Origin of the sequence: Sphingobacterium populi (assembly GCF_001586775.1) — a bacterium.
Classification (GTDB): Bacteria; Bacteroidota; Bacteroidia; order Sphingobacteriales; family Sphingobacteriaceae; genus Sphingobacterium; species Sphingobacterium populi.
Window position 1 is genome coordinate 365,418 of the sequence record NZ_LQXS01000002.1, and the last position, 15,973, is coordinate 381,390.

Genomic DNA, 15,973 nt, shown 5'->3' on the forward strand with positions numbered 1-15,973 from the left:
GCAAGCGTGGAAGATATGTTTACTAATAATAATACCTGTTATGGTATTATTATTTTCTTTAGCATTGGGTAGTACAGGGTTTGTCAGTATTACGGATTTGTTATACCATATGTACGCACGCTGTGCCTCTGCTTTCGGATTAGAAATTTCGGTGAGCGATCGTAATTTAGAAACAATTCTCTGGCAAGTACGATTACCTAGGATATTACTTACATTTATGGTGGGCGCGGCTCTAGCTGTTGCAGGTGGAGTTTTGCAGGCTGTATTTCGTAATCCCATAGTCGATCCTTTTTCATTAGGAATATCCTCTGGATCGGCGTTCGGCGCAGCTTTGTCTATGCTTATTTCCCTAATACCACTCAATTTGTCCGCATTTCTTTTTGGAGTGGTTGCCGTGGTGATTACTTATTTCGTCTCGTACACTGGATCCAGAGGCTCGTTGGTAACTATGGTGTTGGCAGGAATGATCATCTCTGGTGTTTTTACCGCATTTCTTACCGTCTTACAATATCTTAGTGATCCATATAAATTACAGTCCATCGTACAGTGGACGATGGGTAATTTGCATACAGCCTCTTGGGCAAAAGTTCGTACAGCGGTACTACCTATTTTACTAGGTATTGCAGTTATCTTGGCTTTACGGTGGAAATTAGATTTACTTTCGCTAGGTGAACAGGAAGCCATTGCAGTGGGCGTCGATCCCAAAATCATTAAATTGGTCATGATTGGTGCTGCCACCATGATTACGGCATCGTCTGTAGCAGCAGTAGGCATGATCAGTCTATTCGGATTAATTGTGCCACATATCAGCAGAATGTTGGTCGGTCCAAGCAACGCGCAGGGCACGTGGGCTAACATCTTAATTGGTGGCACATTTTTACTGTTAATAGATGATTTCTCAAGAACATTGCTACCGTTCGAAATTCCGGTTGGCGTATTTACCATGATGCTGGGCACGCCATTATTTATCTATCTGATGCGTAAAAATGCTATAAATTGGAGTGCCTGATGAAATTGATCACCATCGAGAAGTTGTCATTCTGTTATGGGAAGCTCCAGATCCTCAAGGAGCTCGATGCTACATTTATGCGCGGTGAATTCTCAGTAATTTTGGGCCGTAATGGTAGTGGAAAATCGAGCTTATTCCAGATTTTAGCAGGCGTACAAAAAGACTATCACGGCTGTGTTAAGATAAATGGCATCGAGCGTAGAGCTATTAAGCGACAACGTGCATCTGATGTTCGCATTGGATTCATGAGCCAATTTCACCAGACCACGTTTCCGTTTTCCGTATTTGATGTTGTGATGACTGGAAGAGCTTCTTTTACTCATTTTGCACCACGTGCGGAAGATAGACAGCGTGTCGAAACAGTGCTAAAGCAATTTAATCTTTGGGTATATAAAGATCGGCCTTACACACAACTTTCGGGTGGTGAGCGTCAATTAGTATTATTATGTCGAGTAATGGTACAAGATCCTGATATTATCCTGCTCGATGAACCCACTAATCACTTGGATTTGCATTATCAAGTAAAAGTTTTGGAGAATTTACAACGTCTTACTTCAGAAGGTAAAACGATTATCTGTATTATGCATGATCCAAATTTGGCATTTTTGTATGGTGAACGCTTGTTTTTAATGCAGAATCAGCAACTACGTTCGCTGAGCCAATTATCAGTTTTAGAAATTCATCAGTCGCTTGAAGAAGCTTATCAGGTGCCGCTTGCATCAGTTAAACATGGTGATAGAAATCTTATTATCCCACGGATTACCTCAAATGATTTTTGAAGACAATGTAACAATCGTTTCGATCGGCAAAATGCAAATTGACGAGGTAGTCGATTATGTGCGTAGCGTGCGCCGACATCTTTTCCCGATGTTGGACCATGACGTACTACCACGCGACTTGTGCGCGTTTGAAGAAACTTATATCAAGGATAAAGATGGTGTTTTTCTAGTAGCCAGAGATTCAAATGATAATATCATAGGAACTATTGGCATGCTTAAATACGACGGCCGTTTTACCGATCATTTTAATTTTGGAGATAGTAGCGTTACGGAGGTTGTCAAATTATTTGTAGAACCACACTGGCGAAGGCGGGGATTGGCCAGTTATTTAGTGCAATGTTTGAAAGACATTGCTGCCGAGCGTGATGTGCAAAATTTGTACATGCATACGCATCCTTTTTTGCCTGGAGCAGAAGTTTTTTGGGCAAAGCAAAGCTTTAACAACTTAATTTCGTCTGTGCACGATGGTCTAGAAACCATTCATATGGTTATGCAAATTGAAAGCTAAATTGTACCTTTGGTTAAAAAAATTACTTTTTAAAACATGAGGCTTATTAAAAATCTCCGGCATATAGCCGCTATGCTGCTGATACTCTTCAGCACAGATTCATTCTCGCAGACAATTTCTGGATTTCACGGTAAGGTTATGCAAGCCAATGGACAGCCTCTTCAGGGCGTTATTGTTTCCGTAAATGACCAGCCAGCCATTCAGACGAAAGCTGACGGTAGTTATCGCTTTTTGAAACCTGTTCAACTGCCTGTAGAGATACAGTTTAGCCTCGTAGGTTATCAGTTTCGCAGAATCACGCTGGACGCACAAAATTGGAATCCGAATACAGGGCTGTTTGTACAATTGTTTACGGATCAAGTAAATGTCGAAGAAATATCAGTTACGGGAAGGCGTAATAATTCATATTTAATTAATCAAACAGAGCTAGGTGGTAAGTTTTCTGGTGCTTTGAAACAACTACCGCAATCTGTATCTCTAGTGAGTAGGGAATTGATGGAGGATAGGCAAGCATTTGTGATTACAGAGATGGTTCAAGATCTGGCAGGCGTGAACCAAGCTTCATCTTACGATGATCTTACTATTCGTGGTTTTAACAGCGGTTATGCTACTGGCTTTAGGTTATTAAACGGGATGCGCTCAGGCTATGGATATGGTACCAGCTTTTGGCGCACACCGTTGACAGCAAATTTGGAAAGTATCGAAGTATTGAAAGGTCCTGGAGCTTCGCTTTTTGGTGATATTGCACCTGGTGGTACAATCAATCTGGTTACCAAAAAACCGATGGAAGAGCGACATGGTGCCGTTGCATTCTCGTTGGGTAGTTTTCAAACTTTTCGATCAACGTTGGATATTGGTGGTGGGTTAGATTCTTCTAAACGAATCTTGTATCGTCTCAATGTTGCCCATGAAGATTCACGAACGTTTCGCGACAACAATAGTCGGAAGACTATTTTAATTGCGCCGTCTTTTACTTTTAAACCGATTGATGGAACACAAATAGATGTCGACGTCACATACGATAAATTTGATGGCTTTCTGGATCGCGGTTTGGGAATTCGAAATGATGATTTCTTCGGGCAGCCGCGCTCCTTTAATGTGAATCAGCCTACCGATTTCATGCGAAATAACTTTCTAACTTTTTCCGGTAGGTTGACACAACAAATAACACCTGCTCTTTCTTTACATGCTAGTTATATGAAGTCCATATATAAAGAAGAGCTCAATGAGTTTCGTACTTTAAATACGTATGCCAATCCGCCAGAGAATACCATCATGAACATGCGCTTTCAGTCTAAGCAAGCTACTGATTATACAGATAACGTAGTGGGTTATTTGCGCTATGCTTTGGGATCGCAAGGCCATCTTCATCATATTGTTTTGGGAATGGACTATGCGCAATATGCAGGGGATAAAAATAATGTATTAAGGGAAGCACGCTCTCGTCGAGAAGGCGATACCGAAGTTCCGCTTACGATTGATCTTAATGCTACTACTAGGCCGATTTATGATATTTCATCTCTCGTGTTTCTACCCGAGCCCTCGTTCCCATTTTTAAATCCGTACAATAGCTATGGTTTTTATTTGCAAGATCAAGTGTCAATAGCAGATCGCTTGCATTTAATTCTAGGGTTGCGCCACGAATATTACCGTTCTAGCAGTGCCGATTTGCAGTCTAGCTTTTCGACAGCACAAAATGTTTGGTTGCCAAGAGCCGGTTTAACCTTTGTCATCAATCCGCAAGTCAATTATTTTGCAAGCTATTCAAAGGGATATATTCCGGTAGGTGCTGATTTTATTTATAATTACACCGATTATGGTGCAGACAGACCATTCGTGGCAGAAGATAGTTACCAAGTAGAAAGCGGCTTTAAAGCCGGTTTTTTTCAAAATCAATTGCAGACTGAATTGTCTGTTTTCCATATTGCAAGAAACAATATGCTGTTAGCGACTGGAGCTCAGTCGGACGCTGGATTTCCAGTGTACAGACAGTCGGGCCATGTAATTTCGCAGGGAGTCGAGTTGGATCTTCGTGGGCAGCTGAGTCGCGAGTTTCAAGTGATGGCCAATTATACATTCAACCATACTGAAGTACGTTCATCTAACTTGGTGGGCGAAGAAGGACAAGCGTTAAGTAACGCTCCCAGAAACATGGCAGGAGCTTGGCTCAAATATTTGTTTTCCGAAACAAAGCTACGAGGCTTAGGAATGGGCGTTGGTGTAAACTATGTGGATCGTCGTCGGATGGATAATGCCGCACGTACAGACGATTCAGGGACGATGATTTGGGATCAGTGGCCAGCATATACAGTAGCTAATGCGGCGTTGTATTATCACGTTCACCGATTGCGCGTTTCCCTAAATATGAATAATATATTTGATCGCTACTACTATCTTGGTGGCTTTGATTATACTCGGGGCTTTGTCGGTACACCGAGAAACTTCATGTTTTCAATCGGATACAACTGGTAAAAACAAAATTCTCTTTTTTAAAAACAACCATGTTGAGATCGTGGATTTTCTGTAAGAAATTCCACGATCTGTATTTATATCCAATATAAGCCCACCTGCTTTATACCTACACGGAGATGCTATTGAGGCTGATCGCTAAGAAATAATTTGTCCGCACAAATTTTGAATTTTACCCACATTTGGTGTCAACGATTTAGAATGTTTTTGTATGTTTGCAATTATTTAAAACAAGTCTAAATAAAAATGAATCTTTCTAATACAGGTAGATATCTTATATTATTCACAACGCTACTATTATTTAGTACAGAACTCTGCGGACAAATTCTTGAAGTTGCTGTTGCAGATGCCACATCTCAACCAATAGCCAATGTACAAGTATGGATCGATTCCCACGAATTAGGAAAAACCAATGCACGGGGTTCGCTACAAGTAGATCGTCCAAGCCGCAAGCAATTTCAGATCCGAATCAGTAAGGTTGGCTATTCGGATTTAGTGCGAAATATAAATATTGACACTGTAAGCGGACCGATCAACTTTACCTTAGGTTCTGGTCAAAGAATGGAACAAGTAGTCGTTACTGCAGGCCGCAAGCCCGAAAGCATGGCAAACGTTCCTTCGTCCATTTCTATACTCAATGAGCGTGATATTGCTATGCAAAGTCAAATTAGTACCAATTTGGCAGGCGTATTGGGCAATACCATTCCCGGCTTAGGAACATCAACTGCGAAAGGCAGCAACGCTGGGCAGACATTGCGAGGTCGCGCAGTACTTATTTTAATTGATGGTATTCCGCAATCTACGCCATTGATGAATGGAGCACGAGATATGCGCTCGATCGATCCTGCCGTGCTAGAACGTATAGAAGTCATTAAAGGTGCAACTTCAATTTATGGAAACGGTTCAGCTGGTGGTGTGATCAATTACATTACTAAACGAAATGACGCTAATGCAGCCACCATTGGCGGAAGCACGACGTTGCGTGGTACTCTTGCCCCATATAACGCGAGCGAAACAGGCGGATACCGTTTAGCGCAAAGTCTGTATGGTCGAAAAAATAAATGGAATTATGCAGTAAGTGGGGTAATGGACTATACAGGTTTGCAAAAAGATGGTGATGGTTTGCCTTTAGGTCAAACCGACGGATTGTCGAACAACAGACAATACAATGCCTTCTTGAAAGTGGGATATGCCATAGATCAAAAGTCTGATTTAACCCTAGTTACAACTTTTTCAATAGCCTACAGCAGGCTCGCTACATTAGCCAAATTGGCGTATACGGCCAAAATCCCACTTATGGCGTGCAAGGAACCGATCCTGGTGAGCACACAGGTACGCGATTCAATCACAATGCCATGTTAAGCTATCGTAATGCCGAAATATTTGCAAACACTTCGCTCAATGCCGCCGCGTTTGTCAATAGTTTTAGTTCTATGAATCGTTACGTCGAACAAACTCCTTCCTGGTTTGGTCCCGGGCAGACCATGATCAATTCTAATAAAAAGGGTCTTCGATTAGATTTAAATACTTCTTTCGAAGTAGCTAAGCTACCTTCTCAAGTAACTTATGGCTTGGATATCCTAAATGATGTAACCTTCCAAGATCTTACAGATGGCCGTGTTTTCGTTCCAAAGATGGATATGATAAACTATGCACCCTTTGCACAATTGACTGTAAATCTCTTAGATCAGTTGATTTTCAAGGGAGGCATACGTTACGAAAATGCAAAAGTCAACATCAATGACTTTAATACATTGGCCACTGGCCCAGATGGTGAAGGAAGTGTCGCCGTCGAAGGAGGGCGAATACCTTACAGCGCTACCACACTAAACGCAGGTCTGCGTTATAATAAATACGCACTTTTTAATCCCTTTATCAGCTTTTCGCAGGGTTTTACGATCAATGAATTGGGCCGCATAGTACGCAATGCCACTGATAGCGATCTTTCTCGTGTACAGACCGATCCGATTGTGACAAATAATTATGAAGCCGGATTCTCCAGTCAATGGCGCAATCTTCATTTTTCGGCAGCCTATTTCATAAGTACTTCAAAGTTGGGCTTGAGTGTGGTTGCTAATGATGCAGGTTATTTCGTGTCACAAAGAGCGCCCGAGCGAATTCATGGTTTTGAAGCAACAGCCGATTTACGCATTAGTCCGCAATGGACGATCGGTGGCACATATTCCTTTGTTGAAGGTAAAGTAGAAGCGGCAGAAGATGGCAGCAGTACATACTTGAATGGTAGCCGTATAATGCCACCAAAAGCAACTGGATATCTTGACTTCAACCCGCGTAATGATCTTTCTTTCCAGCTATCTTGGGTGCATACTGGATCGCGCAACCGTTTTGAGCGCAATGCCAATGGTGTTTTTCGTGCAAATGAAGGCCCGGTCGAATCAGTAGATTTATTGAACTTTAATGCTTCATATCGCTTAAATAACAGCTGGATGCTGGGTTTGGGAGTGGCAAATCTTCTCAACAAAACATATTATACAGTGTACAGCCAGTATGGTGCTAATGCGGCTAACTATGTGCGTGGTGAAGGCTCTCTTGCCTCATTAAATTTGCAGTACAAGTTCTAATATGCTTAAAAAAGGTGTTCTTTGGGCGCATAAATGGCTCGGCTTAATAACCGGATTGATCGTATTCTTGGTGAGCCTTAGCGGAGCTATTTATACATTTCATGATGAACTAAAGTTGTGGATATATCCCAACAAATATTTTATTGAACCACCTACAACGACTGTAACGCCGCCTCTGGAGCTCACCGAACTGATCGAAAGAGCGCAAGCAGAGCTTCCCGCAGAACAAAACATATCGCGAATAGATTTGTATCCTGCACCAAATCGTAGTTGGATATTTCGCGCTTCTGATGTGGATCCATCTGCATTTGGGCATTGGAATTACTTCCGCTATTATAAGCGCGTATTCATGAACCCGTACACGGGTGAGTGTGTTGCCATCGAAGATTCTAAGAATGAGTTTTTTCAACTTGTCTTGCAGCTGCATATGAATCTATTATTAGGTAAAACATATGGGCACGCATTGGTTGCATATAGTACACTATTTTTTGTGATTCTTTTGTTGACAGGTATGGTGCTCTGGTGGCCAAAAAAGTGGCGCGGTAAGCCGCTTAAACGAAGCCTGTGGCTTAATCGAAAAGCAAAGTGGAAGAGGTTCAATTACGATATGCACAATGTTTTTGGGTTTTATGTATTTCCACTGGCAGTACTACTTTGTGTGACAGGATTACTCTTCAGCTTCCCGAGTTGGAAAAAAACATATAGCCAGTTTATCAATCAGTTCGCATCGGCGAACGTAGATCAGAGACCACCACACGAACCACAGTTGCAGATTTCTAAACCATTTGAATCACCGCTAGATAATTTGCTCGCTCACGCATTAGACAAGCATCCAGATGCGGGGATGATGTCTATACGATTGCGCCCCGCCGACGCACCAATTATCGATGTGCAAATTCGTTTGCAGGAAGATCGGAGTGGGCTCTTTTATTGGTATTATGTGCACAGCGCAGATATGACGATAGCGCAGATAGCCTCACACGAGAAGTTAAAAACTGGTGATTTATTAGCGGCCCTCAATTTTGATTTGCACACAGGCGCAATATGGGGTTTTACTACGAAGTTTTTAGTTTTTATGGCTGCGCTTGGCTGTGCGAGTTTGCCTGTGACCGGTTATATTTTGTGGTGGAATAAAAAACAAAAAACCACCAAACAAAAAGCTAGACGTTGCTAGCTAGTTTTTCCTTTTAAACTAGCATATATGGCCATTGCATGGCCATGTCCCAAGCTAAATTCTTCCTTAAGCCAGTCGGTAACCTGCGTAGCTTTAACGGTTAATGCACCATTTTTTAAAAAGCCTTTTTCTTCAGCTAGCAATTTAAAGTCTGATGGAGATTTGCCGGTCTTTTTTTGGATATTATCAATATACGATTGAAATGACATAGGTGAAATTTTAGGTTGTCGTAATGTTAGATTCTAAGTATAAATCTACTCATTTTTTATATTTTTCTACTGAGATGTCACGATTTATCACACGCACACTGATCTCGGCAAAATAAAAATCTAAACAAATAGGCGACCTAATAGGTTTAATACACATTACGACAAGTTATGAAAAAATATAAGCGCGGTCTAAGCACCAGTATGGATCTTAGCGTTACCATTCCAAGTTTGATATTTATCCTATCAGTATGCCTTTTTTCGGCTATTTTTCCGCAGGCAACCGAAGCAACATTGAGCAGGATTAAGGAGTTTGTATTTGTAAATTTGAATTGGGTTTATGTCTGGGCCATTACTATTTTCGTGCTTTTTTTGCTGTTTTTGATATTTAGCAAATATGGTAATATTAAGCTAGGCCCCAATGATAGCACGCCCGAGCACTCCTTTTTCTCTTGGATAGCCATGCTTTTTGCGGCAGGCATGGGAATCGGTTTGATGTACTTCAGTGTCGCAGAGCCGATGACGCATTATACGACTACTGCATTTTCAGAAACCGATTTTCAGCTCCGCGCGAAGAACGCGCAATTATATACCTTCTTTCATTATGGAATTCATGCTTGGGCAATATATGGCTTAGTTGGTTTGTGCCTAGCCTACTTCGCTTTTAGGTATAAGTTGCCGTTGTCTCTTCGCAGTTGTTTGTATCCATTACTCAAAGATCGAATGACTGGCAAATGGGGTACTTTGATTGATGTATTCGCACTTTGTAGTACTTTTTTTGGTATCACTACTACATTGGGTTTTGGTGTGGTGCAGATAAATTCAGGTTTACAGCAGTTGGGTATATTGCCAGAAACTAGTTTCTTCTACCAAATGATTTTAGTGTCTGTTTTGGTTTCCCTGTCCATTATATCTGCCATCTCAGGCGTTGACAAAGGCATCAAATTACTCAGTAATACAAATATTGTTGCAGCCATACTGCTCATGCTATTTGTTTTATTTATGGGGCCCACCAACTATATTATTGGGGCTTTTACCGATGGCGTCGGTAATTATATAAACAATTTTTTTGCACTCACATTCGATACCCATATTTATGATGAAAGAGCCTTGCCGTGGTTTTATAATTGGACCATCCTTTATTGGGCTTGGTGGATATCGTGGGCGCCGTTTGTCGGACTATTCATTGCCAAAATTTCTCGAGGTCGCACAGTAAGAGAATTTATAGGTGCGGTTTTATTATTACCGACATTTTTTATTTTCATCTGGATGACCGTGTTTGGAAATTCTGCGATTTGGATTGATGCACATATAGCCAAAGGAGCATTAGGTGCATTGGTTTCAGACCCAGATTCTATGATGTTTCAATTTCTTAATTACTTTCCAGGTTCGCAGATTGCTAGTGCACTGGCGATTATTATCGTCATCATCTTTTTTGTCACTTCTGCCGATTCCGGTATCTTGGTAATGAATACTATTCTACACGAAATGCGAAGTATTCGCCCAAATGGCAGACTATTTTTTGGGGTGTGTTGCTGGCTTTACTGGCGCTGATGTTATTAAATGCTGGTGGGTTGCAATCGCTTCAAATCATGACCTTAATTACCGCCTTACCATTTGCCGTTATTATGGTCTTATTTTCCATTTCGCTGATGAAAGCTTTAATTATCGATCAGAATTATTATGATAGTACATTTTCGGTAACGACTATACCTTGGTCGGGCGAATCATGGAAAGAACGATTAAAAAAGATGGTCAATTTTAAAAGCAAATCTGCAATAAATGATTTTATTGATAGCCATGTAGAGCCTGCGCTCACCGAGCTAAAAGCCGAGTTTGACAGTAATGGTATTAACGCCATGATACAGAAATACGACGAGCCGCTGCGCATCGAGATATCAATTTCACACGATACAGTGGACAACTTTGTTTATGGCATCAAATGTCATCGCAAACTTGTAGCCGAATATTTTAGACAAGAGCGTAATTTGCCAGACGTAGAGCATCAGAAAACATACTTTCCTAAAACGTATTTTGGCGATGGTAGGGAAGGGTACGATGTGAAGTATTTTACCAAAAATGAACTCATTAGTGACGTCTTGAAACATTATGACCGGTTTTTGGAGATCGTGTCCCAAAAGGATAATGAATTATTTATAAGTAATAATGACGAAGATTAACATTTTACGGATTAAATAATAACAATATAAAAAGTGCAAATAATGCGAGATGGAGCATTCCTAATATAGGGGAGGTACGTTTGCCATGAAAGGTAATTAAACTAAGAAATAGGGTAAGCAAAAAAAGCACTAACTCGGTAGAATTTAGACCAAAACGAACTGTTTTGGACGTGAGCAATCCGATAAATAAGATAGTTGGTACGGTCAATCCGACTGTAGAAACAAATGCACCGTGACACAGATTGATGGTGCGTTGAAATTCATTATTCAATGCTGCATTCAATGCCGTCATGGATTCGGGAATGAAAACAATGATCGCGATCAGAACGCCGCCCAACGCGGGAGGCAAACTTGCTTTTCGGATACCAAAATCAACAATTGTCGCCATATCGTGTGATAGTAGTACGATTGGTAAGATCATTAAGAATAAAAGAAAAACGCGAAAATAAACTACCAAACGGGATGAACTTACCGCGTTGGACGAAATCGGTAAGTCCTCATCTTTAGGATTTGTAGTCTGGGAGCTAGCGGTAATGATATGCGGTGACTCTGGTTGTACATATAGATGTCGATAGTCCGTCATCTGGTATTTCAAAAATTGTGCATAAATCAACAAGATCAATGTCGCAATTGTCATCGCTTGTGCAAAAGAAAATTCGCCACTACCATTGCCTATAATATAGTTGGGTAGAATCAGCGCAAAACCGCCCAAAATGCTAATCATAGCAATATATGTTAATGCACCTGAGCCGTTATAATTTTGCTCTTTATGCTTTGCAGAGCCAACTAAAATACACAAACCAATAACGAGATTCATGATAATCATCATTACCGAAAAAATCGAATCTTTTCCAATGCTAGGTAATTCCGTAGGTCCTAGCATCATTGCGGCAATCAGTACAACTTCGATCGATACAATCGATAAGGTCAGGATTAATGTGCCATACGGTTCGCCTAATAAGTTAGCAAGTTTGTCTGCTTGCGCTACAGCGCCGTATGAAGCGATGATGATGGTAATAAGGATGATGAAGAATACCGTGATCGCCATCGTATTAGATAGCGTTGATTCAATAAATATAGAATCAGAAAACAAGAACAAGCTTGCTACCAACCAAATAAATGCTAAACGAGCAATAATGGGGAATGTAAATACTTCTTTTAGAAACATGATGCAGCGATAGTGATCCATAAACTATTTTTGCAAAAGTGAGTATTATCTAAAAGAACATAGTATACATAAGATAAATATTCACGCACTTACTCCCAGTGGGTGGCAGCTACCGACTAGTATTCGTGCAGCATGCTTTTTTTTAAATATTATAATAAGTATGTTTTCACTATCTTTAGGTTTATATCTACTATCCCCGTCTGCTGAACGATTATTTATGAAATATTTATTGCTTTGTTTTTTCTGCTCATGCCATTTCTTTCTTTTCGCACAAAAAACTACTACGCTTGCGGGGCGTATCAATTATGCTGGCGATAAATCACGCATGCTATTAACTTTGACACATCCCTCACACCTAACACCGATTCAGATACCAGTATCAGCACAAGGTACTTTTGACGTAGATTTATCGAGTTTGATTGATGTACCTATGCAGGTAGATTTACATGTACAAGTAGATAGTCTGATACAAAGAGGCGAATCTGTCGCGATCTGTATCGCTCCTAGTTATCACCTACTATTCGAGGCAAGAGTAGATACAGCTACTTTTCGTATAGATAGAAAACAAATGCGTATGGCCGGCGAAGGAAGTGAAATCAATAACATCTTTATTCAAAATTTGGCGGTTAATTATCTATGGAGTGATATAGAACTTCCGCTGGCTCAATATATAGAAGATCTCAATACATCCGTAAGTAAAACAGCGCAAACATTAGATAGCTTAGCACAGCGTCAACCTGATTTGCCTTACATCCAAGAGTGGAAATCTCTTCTAGTTACCGATAACACCTATTACGGCCTTTGGCAATTTTTGGGCAACTATGCATATAGTAATGATTTGACTATGTCGGAGGTCATGCAGAATTTGCCTCGACTGGGATTCCCAGACTTGTGGACACAGGTCAACAATCCCAACAATCTACATTCAAGAAGTTTTCAGTTATTTCTTAGTTATCTTAATTCATTCGTAGCGAGTGATTTTTTTGCTTATCCTGAAGCCGTAGCGCAGCAATATGCGGATCATTCACTGAAAGATATTTATATCTTGAACGAATTGTTTTCGGGTCAAGTTCGAGATGTCGTACTGCATCAGAACATTAGCAAGCGCATACAGAAAACCCGCACATTGGACGAGGCACTACAACTACAAAAGACTGTGGCGCTCATAGAAAATGAGCACTACCTGCGCGATCTTAAATCTAAATCTGATGAGGTCGTAAAATTTGCGAGTCAAATTGAGCAGGGCAAAGTTGTCTCAGCAGATATCATTGTGCGTAACGAAAGGACAGGCGCAACCTTAAAGTTGAAGGATATTGAAGGTAAGGTAATATATCTAGAAACGTGGGCCAGCTGGTGTGGTCCTTGCTTGGTAGAAATACCTCATCTCAAAAAGCTAAAGGAGCACTATCAAGATAATGAAAATATCATTTTTGCAAGCATCGCGCTAGCTGACGATAAACGCGATGCACGAGAAAAAATCATTGCAGATCAGCAGATGGACTGGCTCTTATTAGAAGACGCAAAAAAACAATTTCAAGACTTCTTTCAGATAAATGCTATTCCACACACCGTCATTCTCAACGGGCAAGGAATAATCGTGGATAATGACGGCATAAGACCATCCTCGCCTCAAGCAATAGAATACTTAGATGCCTTATTGAGCGAAGCAGCAGCTCGTGAGCTAGCAGTCGATAAAGAGTAGCTTTGTACTGAGCATCATTAATATTTAAATCGATTGTTTTCGTCATTATTTATCCCTAATTTTTTGCTAAATACAGCTAATTTTTCTGTCTTTGCCATCTTGACAATAAACGATATCAAGGTGCTGAAATCACTGCCTTTAAAAAATATATAATTTATGAAATTTGCTTTCCCTAGTTCGATTTTGCTGTGCCTGATGACCTTATCTTTATCCGCCCAAACATTGCAGCAAACTACCACGCTACCAAGCGTACTAAAACTGCGAGATGAGTTTCTTTTCCAAGAAAAAATTTTCTTCGCCCAATGTCATGCTTCTACATTAGAAGAAACTCAAGATGGTACTTTGCTATCAAGTTGGTTTGCTGGTAGTCATGAAGGAAATCAAGATGTCGCTATTTATGGTTCACGTCAAGTAGATGGTAAATGGGAGAAACCAACCGTATGGGCTGATGGTAAGATTAATGACACGCTACAGTATCCCTGTTGGAATCCAGTGTTATTTCGGGAAAAAAATGAGCAAAAAATTCATTTATATTACAAAGTCGGGCCCAATCCACGCGAATGGTGGGGAATGTTCAAAACATCGAATGATGGCGGCTTAACCTGGAGTGAGCCACAAAAATTGCCCAATGGAATTCTTGGCCCAATCAAAAATCGTCCTCTGCAACTACAGGATGGATCCATCGTATCTCCTTCTAGCGTAGAAATCAGTGAAGAACGCTGGCTGTCACATATCGAGATTAGTGATGATCATCAAAAAACCTGGACGGTTCAGCCTATCAATCATCCTGCAGATCTTAACACCATTCAACCAAGTGTAGTGGAGTATCAAAATGGGAAACTACAAATATTTTGTCGTAGTAAAGAAGGCGTAGTGACCACAGCAACCTCGCAAGATCGAGGGCACACTTGGTCTACCATGGAGCGCACCAACTTAATTAATCCCAACTCGGGCACTGACGTAATTTGTATAAACGACACATTATTTATCGTGTACAATCCAGATGTACCGGGAAAAGACTGGTGGGAAGGAAGGGCAAAGTTACGATTAGCATGCTCTAAAGATGGCCAGAATTGGCAGGATATTTTTACATTTGAGGACGAAGAGAATGGAGAATTTAGCTATCCAACTATTATTCGAGCAGCCGATGGCGTTATCCACGTTTCGTATACGTATAACCGTAAAAATGTAAAGCATTTTGCGTTGCAAATTCAATTGTAAGCAACTTTGCGCAGAGTTGGATAATCGTTAGCACACTGCACTCCTCAACTAGTATCTAGTAAGCGATGCTTATTATGGATTGTGGATGAGACCAAGTTGGGTGAACGTAAATATGAGCTTTTGTTGATCGCGAGCTGCCAATAGTATGCGATCATCATTATGACAAATAATTTTTATTCCCGGTTGTCCTCCTCGTAAATAAGCCATTTGTGCGTTTGCGCTCCGAAATCCAATTCCTAAGTTTTCTTTTACGGGATTATAATTTTCAATTCGAATTTCCTTAATGCGATCCCATCTAAGTAAATCGCCATATACCAAGGGAATCGTATTAAGATAGAATCCTTCCTGAGTAATTTTGAGTTCTCTTCGGAGGTTGGCCATGAAATAGATAAAGATGCCGTAAAGAATAGTGAACAGGAGTAATGGCACGTCTTTCATTGGTTTGTTTCCAATGGGCGAGTTATAAAAAAACTGTCGGAATACCCCATACAAAAGTAGTATATAAGATATCAAAAATAATATCGTTAGCCACTTAGGAGATTTGCCGCTTTCAGCGAATAAAACGTGTTGTTTCATGTCGTACGATGATCATACGACAAGTTAAGCAATTGGCAATACATGAGAAAGCTGTTGAGTCATTTTTTTGTCTTAACAAGACATTGTCGATCTGACAATGACGCGAAGATTAATGGATATAGCATACATTAACCGACATCCGTGTTGACCGGTGTCGGTTAACACGGATTTACCACAATAAATCCCCAGACACATCCGTTCCTGTCTCCCATTCATGTAATACCTCTGAATTTTCGTCTAAAGGTGTTACAATTGCAGATCCAGCAGCAATGCTGTGTTCCAAACAAACAAATTCTGTATCGATATTTGGTGTAGCATATAGCTTTAAGCTGCTAGCATTATCATGTTTGGTGAAATTTTTCATAGTTCTAAGGTTGTCTAAAGATGGATTCGTTTTTC

General features: G+C 40.5%; 15 protein-coding genes. 11 read left to right on the forward strand and 4 right to left on the reverse strand.

The window, feature by feature from the left end; genetic code table 11:
• Positions 1 to 40 precede the first annotated feature (40 nt).
• From A0125_RS05905 to A0125_RS05930, 7 genes are all read left to right on the forward strand, one after another.
• A complete protein-coding gene (locus tag A0125_RS05905) occupies positions 41 to 1,009 on the forward strand; it encodes a FecCD family ABC transporter permease (RefSeq protein WP_231863140.1) in 969 nt (322 codons plus the stop codon).
• Entirely contained in the window at positions 1,009 to 1,788 is a 780-nt protein-coding gene (locus A0125_RS05910; protein ID WP_066753567.1) for an ABC transporter ATP-binding protein, read from the forward strand. The genes A0125_RS05905 and A0125_RS05910 overlap by 1 nt, the downstream gene beginning before the upstream one ends.
• Positions 1,778 to 2,296: a GNAT family N-acetyltransferase gene (locus tag A0125_RS05915; protein WP_066753569.1), complete on the forward strand. Its 519-nt coding sequence runs from the start codon at positions 1,778 to 1,780 to the stop codon at positions 2,294 to 2,296. Before A0125_RS05910 ends, A0125_RS05915 begins: the two co-directional genes overlap by 11 nt.
• A 36-nt stretch (positions 2,297 to 2,332) precedes the next feature.
• Entirely contained in the window at positions 2,333 to 4,768 is a 2,436-nt protein-coding gene (locus tag A0125_RS05920) for a TonB-dependent receptor (RefSeq protein ID WP_066753576.1), read from the forward strand.
• 243 nt (positions 4,769 to 5,011) lie between these two features.
• Entirely contained in the window at positions 5,012 to 6,127 is a 1,116-nt protein-coding gene (locus tag A0125_RS16515; RefSeq protein ID WP_156472433.1) for a TonB-dependent receptor, read from the forward strand.
• Complete coding sequence (locus A0125_RS15535) at positions 6,067 to 7,347, forward strand: TonB-dependent receptor (protein WP_231863141.1); 1,281 nt, start codon at positions 6,067 to 6,069, stop codon at positions 7,345 to 7,347. The genes A0125_RS16515 and A0125_RS15535 overlap by 61 nt, the downstream gene beginning before the upstream one ends.
• A 1-nt stretch (position 7,348) precedes the next feature.
• Positions 7,349 to 8,521: a PepSY-associated TM helix domain-containing protein gene (locus A0125_RS05930; RefSeq protein ID WP_066753578.1), complete on the forward strand. Its 1,173-nt coding sequence runs from the start codon at positions 7,349 to 7,351 to the stop codon at positions 8,519 to 8,521.
• Here A0125_RS05930 and A0125_RS05935 read toward each other — a convergent pair.
• Entirely contained in the window at positions 8,518 to 8,730 is a 213-nt protein-coding gene (locus A0125_RS05935; RefSeq protein WP_066753579.1) for a DUF4287 domain-containing protein, read from the reverse strand. The two genes, A0125_RS05930 and A0125_RS05935, sit on opposite strands and share 4 nt — an antisense overlap.
• 168 nt (positions 8,731 to 8,898) lie before the next feature.
• On the opposite strand from A0125_RS05935, the gene A0125_RS05940 reads away from it, so the two are divergent.
• Together A0125_RS05940 and A0125_RS16365 are read left to right on the forward strand one after the other, a co-directional pair.
• Positions 8,899 to 10,281, forward strand: coding sequence for a BCCT family transporter (locus tag A0125_RS05940; RefSeq protein ID WP_262507277.1), 1,383 nt, complete (start codon positions 8,899 to 8,901; stop codon positions 10,279 to 10,281).
• Positions 10,257 to 10,907, forward strand: a complete 651-nt coding sequence (locus A0125_RS16365; RefSeq protein WP_262507278.1) for a BCCT family transporter — start codon at positions 10,257 to 10,259, stop codon at positions 10,905 to 10,907. Before A0125_RS05940 ends, A0125_RS16365 begins: the two co-directional genes overlap by 25 nt.
• A gap of 4 nt (positions 10,908 to 10,911) precedes the next feature.
• On the opposite strand, the gene A0125_RS05945 is transcribed toward A0125_RS16365, so the two are convergent.
• The gene (locus tag A0125_RS05945; protein ID WP_156472475.1) at positions 10,912 to 12,075 is read right to left on the reverse strand and encodes a calcium:cation antiporter; all 1,164 of its coding nucleotides are present in this window, start codon (positions 12,073 to 12,075) and stop codon (positions 10,912 to 10,914) included.
• A 325-nt stretch (positions 12,076 to 12,400) separates the two neighbouring features.
• On the opposite strand from A0125_RS05945, the gene A0125_RS05950 reads away from it, so the two are divergent.
• Positions 12,401 to 13,777 (forward strand): TlpA family protein disulfide reductase, encoded by a 1,377-nt coding sequence (locus A0125_RS05950; RefSeq protein WP_197464805.1) that lies wholly within the window; start codon positions 12,401 to 12,403, stop codon positions 13,775 to 13,777.
• 156 nt (positions 13,778 to 13,933) lie between these two features.
• The gene (locus A0125_RS05955; RefSeq protein WP_082784922.1) at positions 13,934 to 14,998 is read left to right on the forward strand and encodes a sialidase family protein; all 1,065 of its coding nucleotides are present in this window, start codon (positions 13,934 to 13,936) and stop codon (positions 14,996 to 14,998) included.
• Positions 14,999 to 15,070: 72 nt separating this feature from the next.
• Here A0125_RS05955 and A0125_RS05960 read toward each other — a convergent pair whose 3' ends face one another.
• Both A0125_RS05960 and A0125_RS05965 read right to left on the reverse strand, forming a co-directional pair.
• Positions 15,071 to 15,574: a hypothetical protein gene (locus A0125_RS05960; protein WP_066753585.1), complete on the reverse strand. Its 504-nt coding sequence runs from the start codon at positions 15,572 to 15,574 to the stop codon at positions 15,071 to 15,073.
• Positions 15,575 to 15,743: 169 nt separating this feature from the next.
• A complete protein-coding gene (locus A0125_RS05965; RefSeq protein WP_066753589.1) occupies positions 15,744 to 15,938 on the reverse strand; it encodes a hypothetical protein in 195 nt (64 codons plus the stop codon).
• Positions 15,939 to 15,973 lie beyond the last annotated feature (35 nt).

Bases quoted from the DNA above. Each gene is read 5' to 3' on its own strand.
- A0125_RS05930 (WP_066753578.1), top strand. From the start codon at position 7,349: ATGCTTAAAAAAGGTGTTCTTTGGGCGCATAAATGGCTCGGCTTAATA.
- A0125_RS05940 (WP_262507277.1), top strand. From the start codon at position 8,899: ATGAAAAAATATAAGCGCGGTCTAAGCACCAGTATGGATCTTAGCGTT.
- A0125_RS05935 (WP_066753579.1), bottom strand. From the start codon at position 8,730: ATGTCATTTCAATCGTATATTGATAATATCCAAAAAAAGACCGGCAAA.
- A0125_RS05960 (WP_066753585.1), bottom strand. From the start codon at position 15,574: ATGAAACAACACGTTTTATTCGCTGAAAGCGGCAAATCTCCTAAGTGG.
- A0125_RS05945 (WP_156472475.1), bottom strand. From the start codon at position 12,075: ATGTTTCTAAAAGAAGTATTTACATTCCCCATTATTGCTCGTTTAGCA.
- A0125_RS05965 (WP_066753589.1), bottom strand. From the start codon at position 15,938: ATGAAAAATTTCACCAAACATGATAATGCTAGCAGCTTAAAGCTATAT.
- A0125_RS16515 (WP_156472433.1), top strand. From the start codon at position 5,012: ATGAATCTTTCTAATACAGGTAGATATCTTATATTATTCACAACGCTA.
- A0125_RS05910 (WP_066753567.1), top strand. From the start codon at position 1,009: ATGAAATTGATCACCATCGAGAAGTTGTCATTCTGTTATGGGAAGCTC.
- A0125_RS05915 (WP_066753569.1), top strand. From the start codon at position 1,778: ATGATTTTTGAAGACAATGTAACAATCGTTTCGATCGGCAAAATGCAA.
- A0125_RS05950 (WP_197464805.1), top strand. From the start codon at position 12,401: ATGCTATTAACTTTGACACATCCCTCACACCTAACACCGATTCAGATA.
- A0125_RS05905 (WP_231863140.1), top strand. From the start codon at position 41: ATGGTATTATTATTTTCTTTAGCATTGGGTAGTACAGGGTTTGTCAGT.
- A0125_RS05920 (WP_066753576.1), top strand. From the start codon at position 2,333: ATGAGGCTTATTAAAAATCTCCGGCATATAGCCGCTATGCTGCTGATA.
- A0125_RS05955 (WP_082784922.1), top strand. From the start codon at position 13,934: ATGAAATTTGCTTTCCCTAGTTCGATTTTGCTGTGCCTGATGACCTTA.